Consider the following 14,579-nt stretch of genomic DNA (forward strand, 5'->3'; position numbering starts at 1 on the left):
GACGTCGCCCAATATACTGTAACAGGGACGAGGGTCTGCCGGGGCTGGGGTAACAGCCTGTCAGGAGGCAGGGAGCCATGAAGCTCACGAACGTCGCCTACAATGCGGAAAAGTGGACTGGTCATACCGAACAGGTCGACAGGATCGTCCTGCTCGCCGTGCTGCTTGCCGGCGCGCTCGGCCTGGCGATCGTCGCCTATGTCGTTCTGTGACCGGTAACACGGCACAAACATAGACCGTCGATGGCGGGTAGCGCGCCTCAGCCACGAAAAAACGGCCGCGCGTTCCGCGCTACTCCGCCGCCTCGGTCCGCTTGTTCGGCCGGCGCGCGAACAGTTCCACCAGGAACTGGCCGGTGTAGCTTCTCTTTTCCGCTGCGATGTCCTCGGGCGTGCCGTGCGCGACGATCTCGCCGCCGCCGTCGCCGCCTTCCGGGCCGATGTCGATGATCCAGTCGGCGGTCTTGATGACCTCCAGGTTGTGCTCGATCACCGCCACCGTGTTGCCCTGGTCGACGAGCGAGTGCAGCACCTCCAGAAGCTTCTTCACGTCGTGGAAGTGCAGGCCGGTGGTCGGCTCGTCGAGGATGTAGAGCGTGCGCCCCGTCGCGCGCCGCGACAGTTCCTTGGCGAGCTTGATGCGCTGCGCCTCGCCGCCCGACAGCGTGGTCGCCTGCTGGCCGACATGGATGTAGCCGAGGCCGACCTTCTGCAACGTCTCGAACTTCTCGCGGATCGACGGCACCGCGTCGAACAGGTCGCGCGCCTCGTCGACGGTCATGTCGAGCACGTCGGCGATCGACTTGCCCTTGAACAGCACCTCCAGGGTCTCGCGGTTGTAGCGCCGGCCCTTGCAGACGTCGCAGGTCACGTAGACGTCGGGCAGGAAGTGCATCTCGATCTTGATGAGGCCGTCGCCCTGGCAGGCCTCGCAGCGCCCGCCCTTGACGTTGAACGAGAAGCGGCCCGGCGCGTAGCCGCGCGCCTTGGCTTCCGGCAGGCCGGCGAACCACTCGCGGATCGGCGTGAACGCGCCGGTATAGGTCGCCGGGTTCGAGCGCGGCGTGCGGCCGATCGGCGACTGGTCGATCTCGATGATCTTGTCGATATGCTCCAGGCCGTCGATGCGGTCGTGCGCGCCGGGATGCTCGCGCGCGTTGTTCAGCCGCCGGGCGATCGCCTTGTAGAGCGTGTCGATCAGGAGCGACGACTTGCCGCCACCCGAGACGCCGGTGACGCAGGTGAAGGTGCCGAGCGGGATCTCGGCGGTGACGTTCTTCAGGTTGTTCTCGCGCGCGCCGACGACCCGGATGCGGCGGTGCCCGGAGATCTCCCGACGCTCGGCGGGAACCTCGATTTGCTCGAAGCCGGTCAGGTACTTGCCCGTCAGGCTCGCCGGATTGGCCATGATCTCCTCCGGCGTGCCCTTCGCGACGATCTCGCCGCCATGCACGCCGGCGCCGGGACCGACGTCGATGACGTAGTCGGCCGAACGGATCGCGTCCTCGTCGTGCTCGACGACGATCACCGTGTTGCCGAGGTCGCGCAGGTGGCGCAGCGTGCCGAGCAGACGCTCGTTGTCGCGCTGGTGCAGGCCGATCGACGGCTCGTCGAGCACATAGAGCACGCCGGTCAGGCCCGAGCCGATCTGCGAGGCGAGGCGGATGCGCTGGCTCTCGCCGCCCGACAGCGTTCCCGAGGAGCGGGACAGCGTCAGATAGTCGAGGCCGACATCGTTGAGGAAGGCGAGGCGCTCGCGGATCTCCTTGAGGATGCGCGTGGCGATCTCGTTCTGCTTCTCGCTCAGGTGCTCCGGCAGCGCCTCGAACCAGCCATTCGCCTTGCGGATCGACATGGCGACGACGTCGCCGATGTGCAGGCCGGCGATCTTCACCGCCAGCGCCTCCGGCTTCAGCCGGTTGCCGTTGCAGGTCGAACAGGGCGTCTGGCCCATGAATTTCTCGATTTCCTCGCGCGACCACGAGGATTCCGTTTCCCGCCAGCGCCGCTCGAGATTGGGGATCACGCCCTCGAAGGTCTTCTTGGTGTCGTAGGCGCGCAGGCCGTCGTCGTAGGTGAACTTGATTTCCTCGTCGCCCGACCCGTACAGGATCGCCTCCTGCGCCGTCTTGGGAAGCTTCTCCCACGGCACGGTCATCTTGAACTTGTAGTGCCGGCCGAGCGCCTCCAGCGTCTGCAGGTAGTAGGGCGAGGACGACCGCGCCCAGGGCCCGACGGCTCCGGCCTTCAGGGTCAGCGACGGATCTGGGATCACCATGTCGGGATCGACCCGCATCTCCGAGCCGAGGCCGTCGCAGACCGGGCAGGCGCCATGCGGGCTGTTGAACGAGAACAGCCGCGGTTCGATCTCGGCGATGGTGAACCCGGACACCGGGCAGGCGAACTTCTCGGAGAAGATCAGGCGCCTGGCTTCGCCCTTGTCGTCCGTCTCGTCGGCGAACTCCGCGACCGCCAGCCCTTCGGCGAGCTGCAACGCGGTCTCGAACGAATCCGCCAGCCGCGAGGCCATGTCCTCGCGCACCACGATGCGGTCCACGACCACGTCGATGTCGTGCTTGAACTTCTTGTCGAGGGCCGGGGCTTCGGCGATCTCGTGGAAGGCGCCGTCGATCTTCACCCGCTGGAAGCCGCGCTTCATCAATTCGGCGAGTTCCTTGCGGTACTCGCCCTTGCGGCCGCGCACGATGGGCGCCAGCAGGTAGAGCCGGGTGCCCTCCGGCAGCGCCAGCACACGGTCGACCATCTGGCTGACCGTCTGGCTCTCGATCGGCAGGCCCGTCGCCGGCGAATAGGGAATGCCGACGCGGGCGTACAGGAGGCGCAGGTAGTCGTAGATCTCGGTGACGGTGCCGACCGTCGAGCGCGGGTTGCGCGAGGTCGTCTTCTGCTCGATCGAGATCGCCGGCGACAGGCCCTCGATGTGGTCGACATCGGGCTTCTGCATCATCTCGAGGAACTGGCGGGCATAGGCCGACAGGCTCTCGACGTAGCGGCGCTGGCCCTCGGCATAGATCGTGTCGAAGGCGAGCGACGACTTGCCCGAGCCCGACAGGCCGGTGATCACCACCAGTTCGTCGCGCGGGATGTCGACGGAAACGTTCTTCAGATTGTGCTCGCGCGCGCCGGAAACGGAGATGTTCTTCTGCATGGTGCCTCAGGTCTCCGACTGTTCGGCGACATTTTCGTGAGCGGCCAGATAATCGGCGCGCGACAAGGCGTAGTAGCGATGGAGGTGATCGGCGTGGATCCGATCGTCAATATAGGGCAGGCGGAGCCGTTCAAGAACCCTCCGGGAGCGCGCGTTCTCCGGCAGCACGACCGCGACGATGCGCGGCAGCCTCAGCGCCTGGAACCCGTAGTCGAGAACGGCGGCGGCCGCCTCGCTCGCATAGCCCTTGCCCCAGACCTCGGGAACGAGATGATAGCCGATCTCGATCTCGTCGGTCCCGGCGAGCGGCTGGAGGATGGCGTTGCCGACGAACCGCCTGTCGTCGGCCCTGAAGGCGGCGAACCAGCCGAGCCCCTGCGGGCTCAGCGCGCGGCTTCGCTTCAGGACGTCCGCGACATCGCGCTCGGTGACGCGCTCGTTCTGCCAGAACACAACCCGCCGGTCACGCAGCAGAAGGCCGAGCAGATCGGCTTCGTCGGCGCGATAGGGACGCAATACCAGTCTTTCGGTGCGGATTTCGGTCATCGGTAGCCTTGAACCCGGAGAATCGCGGGATTGCTTTCCAAAAGAGAACAATATAGGAACATACTGTTCCGTCCAACAGGATATACCCAACGCGACGTGGCGTTGAACCTGCCCGACCGTCGCAGCTCCTGTGGAAAACCGCTGCATGGGGCGACGGACCGGGGCCGGGCGGATAGTGTCTGCGGCGAAAACTGGAAACGAAAGGTCAGGTGATGTCGGGAAGCGTCAACAAAGTCATCCTCGTCGGCAATCTCGGCGCCGATCCGGAAATCCGCCGCACCCAGGACGGCCGTCCGATCGCCAATCTGCGCGTCGCTACGACGGAGACATGGCGGGACCGCAACAGTGGCGAGCGCCGGGAGCGCACCGAATGGCATCGCGTGGTGATCTTCAACGAAGGTCTCTGCAAGATTGCCGAGCAGTATCTGCGCAAGGGCTCGAAGGTCTATATCGAAGGCCAGTTGCAGACCCGGAAGTGGCAGGACCAGTCGGGTCAGGACCGCTATTCGACCGAAGTCGTCCTCCAGGGCTTCAATTCGGCCCTGACGATGCTCGACACCCGTAGCGGCGGCGGTGGCGGCGGATCGGACTACGAATCGTCGGGAGGCGGTGGCGATTTCGGCTCCAGCGGCCCGATGCAGGGCGGCGGCGGCCGTGGCCCGTCCAGCGACATGGACGACGAAATTCCGTTCTAGGTCCGGAATTCCCGGAAAAGTCCCAGACTTGCAGCGCGAATGCCGCCGGATCCGTTCACTCCGGCGGCATTTTTGCGTTAATCTTTCCGCGTCTGCCCCTTGAGGAGCGCGCCGCCGATTACCACTTTTCATATTCCAATTTCTGAATATATAGGTATATCTGCGACGCGGACCGGGGAGAAATGGTCATGACGTTACGCTGCAAGCCCATCACAGTTTCGACTTTCCTGCTGGCTTCGGTCGTGGCCGGCGCCCTGGCCATGCCGCCGTCGCTGCTGCGCGCCGCCGAAAGCGAATTTGTCGTCGAGCCGCGAACGGTCGAGGATTTCAAGGCCGTCTTCGCGACGGTCCAGAGCGCCGACGTCGTGCCGGCTCGCGCCCGCATCGGCGGAACCGTCACCGAGCTGACGGTGGGCGAGGGCGACGCGGTCACGGCAGGCCAGAAGATCGCGACCATCGTCGACGACAAGCTTGCGATCCGTATCCAGGGGCTTGAGGCCAGCATTCGCGGCCTGCAGGCGGCGCTCTCCAACGCCGAGACAGAGCTCAAGCGCGGCACGGAGCTGAAGGAGCGCGGTATCGTCGCCCAGGCGCGGCTCGACCAGTTGCAGACCGCCGCCGATGTCGCCCGCAACCACCTGCAGACCGCGCAGGCCGAAAAGCTGGTCGCCGAGCAGCAGATCGCCGAAGGGGCGGTCGAAGCGCCCGGGGCCGGCCGGGTCCTGGCCGTCCCCGTGACCATCGGTACCGTCGTTCTCCCCGGCGAAGCCATCGCCGAAATCGCGTCGGACCGCTACATCCTCCGCCTCAAGGTGCCGGAGCGCCACGCCCGCCATATCGAGCTCGGCGACGAGATCCTGATCGGCAAGCGCGGAATGGGCGAGGCCGGCGGCGCCGTGGACAAGGGCAAGATCGTCACGGTCTATCCGCGCCTGGAAGCCGGCAGCGTCGTCGCGGATGCCGAAGTCTCGGGTCTCGGTGGCTATTTCGTCGGCGAGCGCGCCCTGGTGCGGATCGCGGCGGGCGAGCGCGACACCTATGTCATCCCCCAGAGCTTTGTCTTCAAGCGATACGGCCTCGATTACGTCCGGGTCACGGTGCCCGATGGGACGCCGCTCGACGTGGTGGTGCAGCTGGGGCAGAAAATCGCCGATGGCGAGCCGATGGTCGAGGTGCTCGGCGGGCTTAAGGCCGGCGATCGTCTGGTGCGCCCATGAAGCCCGGCATCTCCGGCTCGCTGACGCGGGCCTTCATTTCGTCGCCGCTGACGCCGCTGCTGCTGATCTCCGCGCTGGCGCTCGGCCTGGTCGCGCTGGTCTCGCTGCCGCGTGAGGAAGAACCGCAGATCAGCGTGCCGCTGGTCGATATCCACGTCTCCGCCGACGGGCTGCACGCCGATGATGCGGTCAAGCTCGTCACCGAGCCGCTCGAGACCATCGTCAAGGGCATCAACGGCGTCGAGCACGTCTATTCCCAGACCCAGGACGATCGCGTCACCGTCACCGCCCGCTTCTTTGTCGGTACCGATCCCGATGACGCCATCCTGCGCGTGCACGAGAAGGTGCGCGCCAATATGGACCGCATCCCCATCGGCATTCCCGAGCCGCTGATCGTCGGTCGGGGCATCGACGACGTGGCCATCGTGGTCGTCACCCTGGCGCCCAAGGCGAGCGCTGCCGACCGCTGGACCGACAACGGACTTTATTACATCGCCCGCGACCTGCTGGTCGAACTCGCCAAGGTCGAGGATGTCGGCCTGACCTATATCGTCGGTGGCCGCGACGACCAGATCCGCATCGAGCCGGATCCGGAGCGCATGGCGCTCTACGGCATCACGCTGGAGCAGCTGATCGGCAAGGTGACCGAGGCGAACCGGTCGTTCCTCGCCGGCACCGTTCGCGACACCGACCGAAGCCTGCCGGTCGTCGCCGGCCAGACTCTGCAGGGCGTGCCGGATATCGGGCTCCTGGAGATGACCGCGCGGGACGGCCGCAAGGTCTATGTCGGCGACGTCGCCGATGTAGTGGTCGATGCCGCCCCCGAGGAACAACGCGTCTGGCACATGAGCCGCGACGAGGACGGGGCGATGACACCCGTTCCCGCCGTCTCCATCGCCATCTCCAAGCGCGCCGGGGCCAATGCCGTGGTGATCGGCGAGCGGCTGGTCGAGCGCCTGGAACTGATGCGCGACCGGCTGGTGCCGGAAGATCTCGATGTCCTGATCACCCGCGACTATGGCGAGACCGCCAACGAAAAGGCGAATGAGCTCCTGTTCCACCTGGCACTGGCGACCGTCTCCATCGTCATATTGGTCGCCTTCGCCATCGGCTGGCGCGAGGGCGTCGTCGTCCTGATCGTCATTCCGACGACGATCCTGCTGACCCTCTTTGCCTCTTATTTCATGGGCTACACGATCAACCGCGTCAGCCTGTTCGCGCTGATCTTCTCGATCGGCATTCTCGTCGACGACGCCATCGTCGTGATCGAGAACATAGCCCGGCACTGGGCAATGAAGGACGGGCGAAGCCGCCGCGAGGCGGCGATCGACGCCGTCGCGGAGGTCGGTAACCCGACCATCGTCGCGACCCTGACGGTCGTCGCGGCCCTTCTGCCGATGCTGTTCGTGTCGGGCTTGATGGGGCCGTACATGAGCCCGATCCCGGCGAACGCGTCCGCGGCGATGATCTTCTCGTTCTTCGTCGCCGTCATCGTCACGCCCTGGCTGATGATGAAGATCGGCAAGGAACACGGCGGCCACGGCGGGGGCGGGCAGGTCGCCGAGCACGAATCCGCCCACGGCGGCGTTCTCGGCCGGGCCTATGTCTCGGTCGCCAGGCCGCTGTTGAAGACCAAGTTCCGCGTCTGGACCTTCCTGCTCGTCGTCGGCGTCGCCACGATGGGTGCGATGTACATGTTCTTCGACAAGACCGTCACGGTGAAGCTGCTGCCGTTCGACAACAAGTCGGAGCTGCAGGTGGTCGTGGACCTGCCCGAGGGCGCGACGCTCGAGGACACCGACCGCGTGCTGACCAGGGCCGCGGAAAAGCTGGCCGACCTGCCGGAGCTCGCCTCGATCCAATCCTATGTGGGCACATCGGCGCCGTTCAACTTCAACGGTCTGGTGCGCCACTACTATCTGCGCAGTCTGCCGGAGAACGGCGACCTCCAGGTCAACCTGACGCCGAAGGCCGAGCGCGACCGCACCAGCCATGATATCGCGCTCGAGGTGCGCCAGCGCCTTGCCGATCTGGAGGTGCCCGAGGGGACCGTGATCAAGGTCGTCGAGGTTCCGCCCGGTCCGCCGGTGCTGGCGACGCTGCTCGCCGAGATCTACGGTCCCGACGAAGAGACCCGGCGCGCGGTCGCCACCGAGGTGCGCAAGATCTTCGAGGACGTGCCCTACATCGTCGATGTCGACGACAGCTTCGGCACGCCGGCGACGCGTCTGCACATCCGCATCGACCAGAACAACCTCGAATATCACGGCGTCTCCCAGAGCGACGTCTACGACGCCATCCGCTCCTATCTGACCGGCGTTCCGGTCGGCTACTCGCACCGAGGCAACGGACGCCACCCGATCGAGATCGCGGTGCGGCTGCCAAAGGAGGATCTGGCCGTCTCCCAGCGCACGCTGTCGACGCCGGTTCCCGCCAACGCCCTGCCGGGCAACCGCGGCGTGGTCGAACTGGGCGACGTGGTGACGCTCAGCGAGGAAACCGCGTCCTATCCGGTCTTCCGCCGCGACGGCCGTCCGGCCGAAATGATACAGGCCGAGCTCGCCGGCGAGTACGAGGCTCCGATCTACGGCATGATCGCCGTCTCCGACGCGATCGAGGCCCACGACTGGGGCGATCTGCCCAAGCCGCAGATGCTGTTGCACGGACAGCCGGACGACGAGAGCGTCGCCTCGCTGCTGTGGGACGGGGAGTGGGAAGTAACCTATGTCACGTTCCGCGACATGGGCGCCGCCTTCGCGGTCGCGATCCTCGGCATCTATTTCCTGGTCGTCGCCCAATTCGGCTCGTTCCTGCTGCCGCTCGTCATCCTGACGCCGATCCCGCTCACCCTGATCGGCATCGTGATCGGCCACTGGCTGTTCGACGCGTCGTTCACGGCGACTTCGATGATCGGTTTCATCGCGCTGGCCGGCATCATCGTGCGCAACTCGATCCTGCTGGTCGACTTCATCCGCCACGAGCGCAGTCCGGACAAGCCGCTCAGACGCACGCTGCTCGACGCGGGCGCGATCCGCTTCAAGCCGATCCTTCTGACGGCGCTCGCCGCCATGATAGGCGCGGCGGTGATCCTGTTCGATCCGATCTTCCAGGGTCTCGCGATCTCGCTGTTGTTCGGCCTGGCATCGTCGACGCTGCTGACGGTGCTGGTGATCCCGGCGATCTACATCGCCCTGCGCGACGACAAGCGGCCACTGGAGCCGTCGGCCCGCTGAGGTCGCCGGCCAGTAACCTGCCGGACCGCTGACGCAGTTGTGACTGGCCGTCGGCGGTCCGATCCGCTCCACTGAGGCGATGCGGATCGCCACATTTGTGATGGCAACCTTCGTCGGCGCGTTCGCGGCCGCGCCGACGGCGTCGGCCGGCGAGGCCGATGTGGAGTCCGTCCAGGCGACGCGCCAGACGGACGGTGCCTGGCGGTTCGACGTCGCCGTGCGCCACGCCGACGCCGGCTGGGACCACTATGCCGACGGCTGGGATGTGGTCGCGCCGGACGGCAGCGTTCTGGGTACCCGCACCCTCTTGCACCCGCACGACGACGAGCAGCCGTTCACACGCTCGCTCACCGGCGTGTCGATCCCCGATGACATCACCGCCGTCACCGTCCGCGCGCACGATTCCGTGCACGGCTACGGTGGCGCCGAAGGGACGGTCGACCTGACCGCCGACTAGGCATCATTCCCCTTGCTCTCGCGGATGTGTTCCTGTTCGGCGGCGATGCTTGCCGCGTGGCCGGCCGCCGACTGGATCTCGGCAAAGACCCGGCGCACGTCGGAATACTGCGTCTTGATGTCGACCTCGAGCTTCGAGATCGTTCGTTCAACCTCGCCCGCGGGCATGGAATCGGAGAAATCGAGGCTTATCGCCACCAGCACGTCGTTCGGCCCCAGGTGCATGGTCCGGAGTTCGTTGATGCGGCGCACGCCGTTCGCCGACATGGCGATCTTGCGGACGCCGGTGATGAGTTCCCGGCTCGCCGCCTCGCCGATGATCAGCCCCTTCGTCTCGTAGGCGAGCATGGCGGCGGTTCCCGCCAGGATCAGGCCGATCCCGACGGAGGCGTAGCCGTCGAATTCCGGAATCCCGGTGAACTGTGCCGCCGAGATGCCGATCAGCGCGACGAGCAGGCCGAGCATCGCCGCGGAATCCTCGAACAGCACGGTGAACACGGTCGGGTCCTTGGAGCGTCGGACCGCGTCGATCAGGTTGCGGCGGCCGCGCGTCTTGTCAAATTCGCGATAGGCGACCCACCACGCGCCGGCCTCGAACACCATGGCCAGACCGAGCACCACGTAGTTGACGATCGGATTGGTGATTTCGTGCGGGTCCAGGATCTTCCGGTAGCCCTCGTAGAGCGACACGCCAGCGCCCACGCCGAAGATCATGATCGCCACCACGAACGCCCAGAAGTAGACCTCCATGCCGTAGCCGAACGGGTGATGCTCGTCTGCCGGCCGCTTCGAGCGCCTGATGCCGATCAGCAGAAGCCCCTGGTTGCCGGTGTCGACGAGCGAGTGGATCGCTTCCGACAGCATCGCCGACGAACCCGTGTAGGCAGCTGCCGCGAACTTGGTGATCGCGATCAGCGCGTTCCCCGCCAGCGCGGCATAGATGACCTTGTTTGATCCACCAGAAGACATTTATTCCTCAAATTCAAGATGATAATTCAGTTTCTTAATTCAGAATATAAGCTCTAGCACGCCGTCGGCGACGAACTGCACCGCCAGGGCCGCGAGAATGACCCCGAGCAGGCGCGTCACCACCGTCCGCACCGTCTTTCCCATCAGGTGTCCGATCGGCACCGCGACGAGGAGGATCGCGAGCGTTACCGCAAGGACGGAGACGATGACCGCGATCACCCAGGCGAACTCGATCCATCCGCCGCCGGACTGGCTCTCCAGAAGGATCACGGCGGTGATCGCGCCGGGACCGGCCATCAGCGGAACGGCGAGCGGCACCGCCGCAATGTCGTCGTGGGGCTCTTCGGCGACCGAGCGTTCCGCCGTCGTCTCCTTGCGCCGAGTGCGCTGCTCGAAAACCATTTCGAAGCTGATCCAGAACAGCAGGATGCCGCCGGCGACCCGGAATGCGGGCAGGGAGATCCCCATCGCCTGCAGCAGCCACGAGCCGCCGATGGCGAAGGCCACCAGCACCAGTACGGCGATCAGGACGGCGCGCGCGGCCGTCTTGCGCCGGTCCGCTGCCTTGCGCTCGGCCGTGAGGGCGAGGAAGAGCGGGGCGATGCCGATCGGATCGATGATCACGAACAGCGTCACGAAGGCGGAGATGAGCGCTTCCGGCGTCATGGCACCGTCTCTTCTTTTGGGGCAAGACAGCCTGACCGGCGGGGCGGCCCGATTCAAGCCCGCCGACCGAACCCCGGTCCGTCATCCACCGCGCATTCGGCCATCGGCCTTGCGAAACCGGGGCAGGTTCGCATCTTGCGGGTCGGACACAATCGCAATCGAAGGACATCCGACAATGGCGCTGACAGGCGAGTGTTTCTGCGGGGCAGTCAAATACCGTATCGATGGCAAGCCGTATGCGGCGCGGTCGTGCCATTGCTCGCGCTGCCGCAAGGCCTTCAGCGCCCAGGCGTCGTCCTATGCGCAGGTGCGGCCGGGAAGCTTCACCTGGACCCAGGGTGAAGAGCTGCTGACCACCTTCCTCGACGAAAACGGCGCGGGCAAACGGTTCTGCAGCGTTTGCGGCTCGACCCTGTGCGGGGTCGTCGGCGGCGACGTCCACGGGATTACGCTGGGCTGCCTCAATGAGGATCCCGGAATCGAGATCGAGATGCACATCTTCGTCGGCTCGAAGGCGCCGTGGGAGGTGATCCCGGACGGCGTCGTCGCCTACGAGACGATTCCACCGGACTGGCGCTGAAATCCGGTTCTCGTAGCGGCAGGTCACGCCGTCGGAGAAACCGCGCCGAACGCCCCGTCGACGGGATATCGCCCGTCCGAGTCGAAGGAAGTCGCGCACCGCCGGGCCGCCGCCCGATAATTGCCTGATTTATCGGGCAATTTCTGTTCTCGACCCTATCCATCCGGATTTGCCCCCGAAGCCCGGAATCGGGTAAAATAAAAACCGACAAGAACCCGCCGAACGAGACAGCCTTTGTCCGATAACAATACCCCGCCGACGGGCGATACCGGCCCGGTCGATCCGTCTGATATCAAACCGGTCTCGATTACCGACGAGATGCGGCGCAGCTATCTCGATTACGCCATGAGCGTGATCGTCTCGCGCGCGCTGCCCGACGTGCGCGACGGCCTCAAGCCCGTGCACCGACGGATCCTGTTCTCGATGCACGAGAACGGCTACGACTGGAACAAGGCCTACCGCAAGTCGGCCCGCGTCGTCGGCGACGTGATCGGTAAGTACCACCCGCACGGTGACCAATCGATCTACGACGCGCTGGTGCGCATGGCGCAGGACTTTTCGCTGCGCCTGCCGCTGCTCGACGGGCAGGGCAATTTCGGCTCCATCGACGGCGATCCGGCCGCCGCCATGCGGTACACCGAGGTGCGGCTGGCCAAGGTCGCGCATTCGATCCTGGAAGACATCGACAAGGACACGGTCGATTTCCAGGACAACTACGACAATTCCGAGCGCGAGCCGGTCGTCCTGCCGGCGCGGTTCCCGAACCTTCTGGTCAATGGCGCGGGCGGCATCGCCGTCGGCATGGCGACCAACATTCCGCCGCACAACCTGGGCGAAGTGGTGGATGCCGCGATCGCCTGCATGGACGATCCCGCCATCGATATCGAACGGCTGATGGAGATCGTCCCCGGTCCGGATTTCCCGACCGGCGGCATCATCCTCGGTCGCGCCGGCATCCGCTCGGCCTATACGACCGGGCGCGGCTCCATCCTCATGCGCGGCAAGGTCCATACCGAGACCATCCGCAAGGAGCGCGAGGCGCTGGTCGTCACCGAGGTGCCGTATCAGGTCAACAAGGCGGTGATGATCGAGAAGATCGCCGAACTCGTTCGCGACAAGCGCGTCGAGGGCATCTCCGACATCCGCGACGAGTCCGACCGCGAGGGGCTGCGCGTCGTCATCGAGCTGAAGCGCGACGCCATGGCCGATGTCGTCCTCAACCAGCTCTACCGCTACTCTTCGCTGCAGACGAGCTTCGGCGCCAACATAGTGGCGCTGAACGGCGGCAAGCCGGAACAGCTCACGCTGATCGACATGCTGCGCGCCTTCATCGCCTTCCGCGAGGAGGTCGTCGGCCGGCGCACCAAGTTCCTGCTCGGCAAGGCGCGCGATCGGGCCCACATCCTGGTCGGCCTGGCGATCGCGGTGGCCAATATCGACGAGGTCATCCACCTGATCCGGACCGCGCCGGACCCGGCAACGGCGCGCGAGGCGTTGATGGCGCGCGACTGGCCGGCCAAGGACATGGGGCCGTTGATCGCGCTGATCGCCGATCCGCGCCACCGTTTGTCGGAGGATGGTACCTATCGCCTGTCCGAGGAGCAGGCCCGCGCGATCCTCGACCTCCGCCTGCAGCGGCTGACGGCGCTCGGCCGCGACGAGATCGCCGAAGAGCTGACCAAGCTCGGCGCGGCGATTGCGGACTATCTCGATATCCTCCGCTCGCGGGCCCGCATCCAGTCGATCATCCGCGAAGAGCTGATCGCCGTGAAGGAGGAGTTCGGCACGCCGCGGCGGACCGAGATCGCGGATTTCGTCAGCGATTTCGAGGACGAGGACCTCATTCAGCGCGAGGACATGGTCGTCACGGTCAGTCATGGCGGCTACATCAAGCGCGTGCCGCTCTCGACATACCGGGCCCAGCGCCGCGGCGGCAAGGGCCGCTCCGGCATGTCGACGAAGGAGGAGGATTTCGTCACCCGCCTGTTCGTCGCCTCGACGCACACGCCGGTGCTGTTCTTCTCCTCGCGCGGCATGGTCTACAAGATGAAGGTGTGGCGACTGCCGCTGTCGGCGCCCCAGGCGCGCGGCAAGGCGATGGTCAACCTGCTGCCTCTCATCGAAGGGGAATGGATCACCTCGATCATGCCGCTGCCCGAGGACGAGGACAGCTGGGGCGAGCTCGACGTCATGTTCGCGACCAATCGCGGCACGACGCGGCGCAACAAGCTGTCGGATTTCGTCCAGGTCAACCGCAACGGCAAGATCGCCATGAAGCTGGACGAGGGCGATGCCATCGTCGGCGTCGACACCTGTTCGGAGAGCGACGACGTCCTGCTGACCACGGCGAACGGTCAGTGCATCCGCTTCCGCACGACCGACGTGCGCGTCTTCAAGGGGCGCGACTCCACCGGCGTGCGCGGCATCAATCTGGCCGACGGCAACCGTGTCATCTCGATGTCGATCCTGCGCAACTTCGATGCGACGCCGGCCGAGCGCGGCGAGTATCTGAAGCGCAGCCGTCTGGTGCGTGGCGAGGTGGATCAGCCCGAGCCGTCCGATGAGGCCGACGAGGTCGGAGCCGGAACCGAGCTCAGCCAGGAACGGTATGCCGAGATGAGCGCGGCCGAGCAGTTCGTGCTTACCCTCTCGGACAACGGCTACGGCAAACGCACCTCGTCGTACGAGTACCGGGTCACCGGGCGCGGCGGCAAGGGCATCGTCGCGATGGTCGTCAACGACCGCAACGGGCCACTCGTTGCGTCGTTCCCGGTCGAGGACGACGACCAGATCATGCTGGTGACCAACGGTGGCCAGTTGATTCGCTGCCCCGTCGACGGAATCCGCATCGCCGGCCGCAACACCCAGGGCGTCATCGTCTTCAAGACAGCCGGAGGCGAACGCGTCGTCTCGGTTCAGCGCGTCAGCGAGGAAGAGGGCGACGCCGAGGATGAAGAGGACGAGGGCGAAGGCGGCCAGGGCGAAGATGGCCAGAACGGAGAAGGGCCGGACGGAGAGGCGTGAGCGGGCTACGGTCCCGCTCGTTCCC

General features: G+C 65.8%; 11 protein-coding genes. 7 read left to right on the top strand and 4 right to left on the bottom strand.

Going from position 1 to position 14,579, the window contains the following annotated elements:
- The first annotated feature begins 77 nt into the window (after positions 1–77).
- Entirely contained in the window at positions 78–212 is a 135-nt protein-coding gene (locus tag ACSF9G_RS11085) for a hypothetical protein (protein ID WP_436641474.1), read from the top strand.
- A 79-nt stretch (positions 213–291) separates the two neighbouring features.
- Here the strand turns inward: ACSF9G_RS11085 and uvrA are convergent, their stop codons facing one another.
- Entirely contained in the window at positions 292–3,168 is a 2,877-nt protein-coding gene (gene uvrA, locus ACSF9G_RS11090; RefSeq protein ID WP_436641476.1) for an excinuclease ABC subunit UvrA, read from the bottom strand.
- A 6-nt stretch (positions 3,169–3,174) separates the two neighbouring features.
- On the bottom strand, positions 3,175–3,714 hold the full coding sequence (locus ACSF9G_RS11095) for a GNAT family N-acetyltransferase (protein ID WP_436641478.1): 540 nt from the start codon (positions 3,712–3,714) through the stop codon (positions 3,175–3,177).
- A 212-nt stretch (positions 3,715–3,926) separates the two neighbouring features.
- Between ACSF9G_RS11095 and ACSF9G_RS11100 the strand changes: the two genes are divergently transcribed.
- The 4 genes from ACSF9G_RS11100 (at position 3,927) to ACSF9G_RS11115 (ending at position 9,316) form a co-directional block, all read left to right on the top strand.
- Positions 3,927–4,409: a single-stranded DNA-binding protein gene (locus tag ACSF9G_RS11100; protein ID WP_436641480.1), complete on the top strand. Its 483-nt coding sequence runs from the start codon at positions 3,927–3,929 to the stop codon at positions 4,407–4,409.
- Positions 4,410–4,597: 188 nt separating this feature from the next.
- Positions 4,598–5,626 carry an efflux RND transporter periplasmic adaptor subunit gene (locus tag ACSF9G_RS11105; RefSeq protein ID WP_436641482.1) on the top strand — a complete coding sequence of 343 codons (1,029 nt, stop codon included), beginning with the start codon at positions 4,598–4,600 and terminating at the stop codon, positions 5,624–5,626.
- Positions 5,623–8,859 (top strand): efflux RND transporter permease subunit, encoded by a 3,237-nt coding sequence (locus ACSF9G_RS11110; protein WP_436641484.1) that lies wholly within the window; start codon positions 5,623–5,625, stop codon positions 8,857–8,859. The genes ACSF9G_RS11105 and ACSF9G_RS11110 overlap by 4 nt, the downstream gene beginning before the upstream one ends.
- A gap of 100 nt (positions 8,860–8,959) precedes the next feature.
- On the top strand, positions 8,960–9,316 hold the full coding sequence (locus tag ACSF9G_RS11115; protein ID WP_436641486.1) for a hypothetical protein: 357 nt from the start codon (positions 8,960–8,962) through the stop codon (positions 9,314–9,316).
- On the opposite strand, the gene ACSF9G_RS11120 is transcribed toward ACSF9G_RS11115, so the two are convergent.
- Positions 9,313–10,284: a cation diffusion facilitator family transporter gene (locus ACSF9G_RS11120; protein ID WP_436641487.1), complete on the bottom strand. Its 972-nt coding sequence runs from the start codon at positions 10,282–10,284 to the stop codon at positions 9,313–9,315. The two genes, ACSF9G_RS11115 and ACSF9G_RS11120, sit on opposite strands and share 4 nt — an antisense overlap.
- Positions 10,285–10,323: 39 nt before the next feature.
- The gene (locus ACSF9G_RS11125) at positions 10,324–10,950 is read right to left on the bottom strand and encodes a MarC family protein (protein WP_436641489.1); all 627 of its coding nucleotides are present in this window, start codon (positions 10,948–10,950) and stop codon (positions 10,324–10,326) included.
- Positions 10,951–11,125: 175 nt separating this feature from the next.
- Between ACSF9G_RS11125 and ACSF9G_RS11130 the strand changes: the two genes are divergently transcribed.
- Both ACSF9G_RS11130 and gyrA read left to right on the top strand, forming a co-directional pair.
- Complete coding sequence (locus tag ACSF9G_RS11130) at positions 11,126–11,530, top strand: GFA family protein (protein WP_436641491.1); 405 nt, start codon at positions 11,126–11,128, stop codon at positions 11,528–11,530.
- A 234-nt stretch (positions 11,531–11,764) separates the two neighbouring features.
- On the top strand, positions 11,765–14,554 hold the full coding sequence (gene gyrA / locus ACSF9G_RS11135) for a DNA gyrase subunit A (protein WP_436641493.1): 2,790 nt from the start codon (positions 11,765–11,767) through the stop codon (positions 14,552–14,554).
- Positions 14,555–14,579 lie beyond the last annotated feature (25 nt).

It is taken from the genome of Microbaculum mangrovi, assembly GCF_051390635.1.
Taxonomy (GTDB): domain Bacteria; phylum Pseudomonadota; class Alphaproteobacteria; order Rhizobiales; family Tepidamorphaceae; genus Microbaculum.

Bases quoted from the DNA above. Each gene is read 5' to 3' on its own strand.
- ACSF9G_RS11110 (WP_436641484.1), top strand. From the start codon at position 5,623: ATGAAGCCCGGCATCTCCGGCTCGCTGACGCGGGCCTTCATTTCGTCG.
- uvrA (WP_436641476.1), bottom strand. From the start codon at position 3,168: ATGCAGAAGAACATCTCCGTTTCCGGCGCGCGCGAGCACAATCTGAAG.
- ACSF9G_RS11130 (WP_436641491.1), top strand. From the start codon at position 11,126: ATGGCGCTGACAGGCGAGTGTTTCTGCGGGGCAGTCAAATACCGTATC.
- ACSF9G_RS11120 (WP_436641487.1), bottom strand. From the start codon at position 10,284: ATGTCTTCTGGTGGATCAAACAAGGTCATCTATGCCGCGCTGGCGGGG.
- ACSF9G_RS11100 (WP_436641480.1), top strand. From the start codon at position 3,927: ATGTCGGGAAGCGTCAACAAAGTCATCCTCGTCGGCAATCTCGGCGCC.
- ACSF9G_RS11105 (WP_436641482.1), top strand. From the start codon at position 4,598: ATGACGTTACGCTGCAAGCCCATCACAGTTTCGACTTTCCTGCTGGCT.
- ACSF9G_RS11095 (WP_436641478.1), bottom strand. From the start codon at position 3,714: ATGACCGAAATCCGCACCGAAAGACTGGTATTGCGTCCCTATCGCGCC.
- ACSF9G_RS11085 (WP_436641474.1), top strand. From the start codon at position 78: ATGAAGCTCACGAACGTCGCCTACAATGCGGAAAAGTGGACTGGTCAT.
- ACSF9G_RS11125 (WP_436641489.1), bottom strand. From the start codon at position 10,950: ATGACGCCGGAAGCGCTCATCTCCGCCTTCGTGACGCTGTTCGTGATC.
- ACSF9G_RS11115 (WP_436641486.1), top strand. From the start codon at position 8,960: ATGGCAACCTTCGTCGGCGCGTTCGCGGCCGCGCCGACGGCGTCGGCC.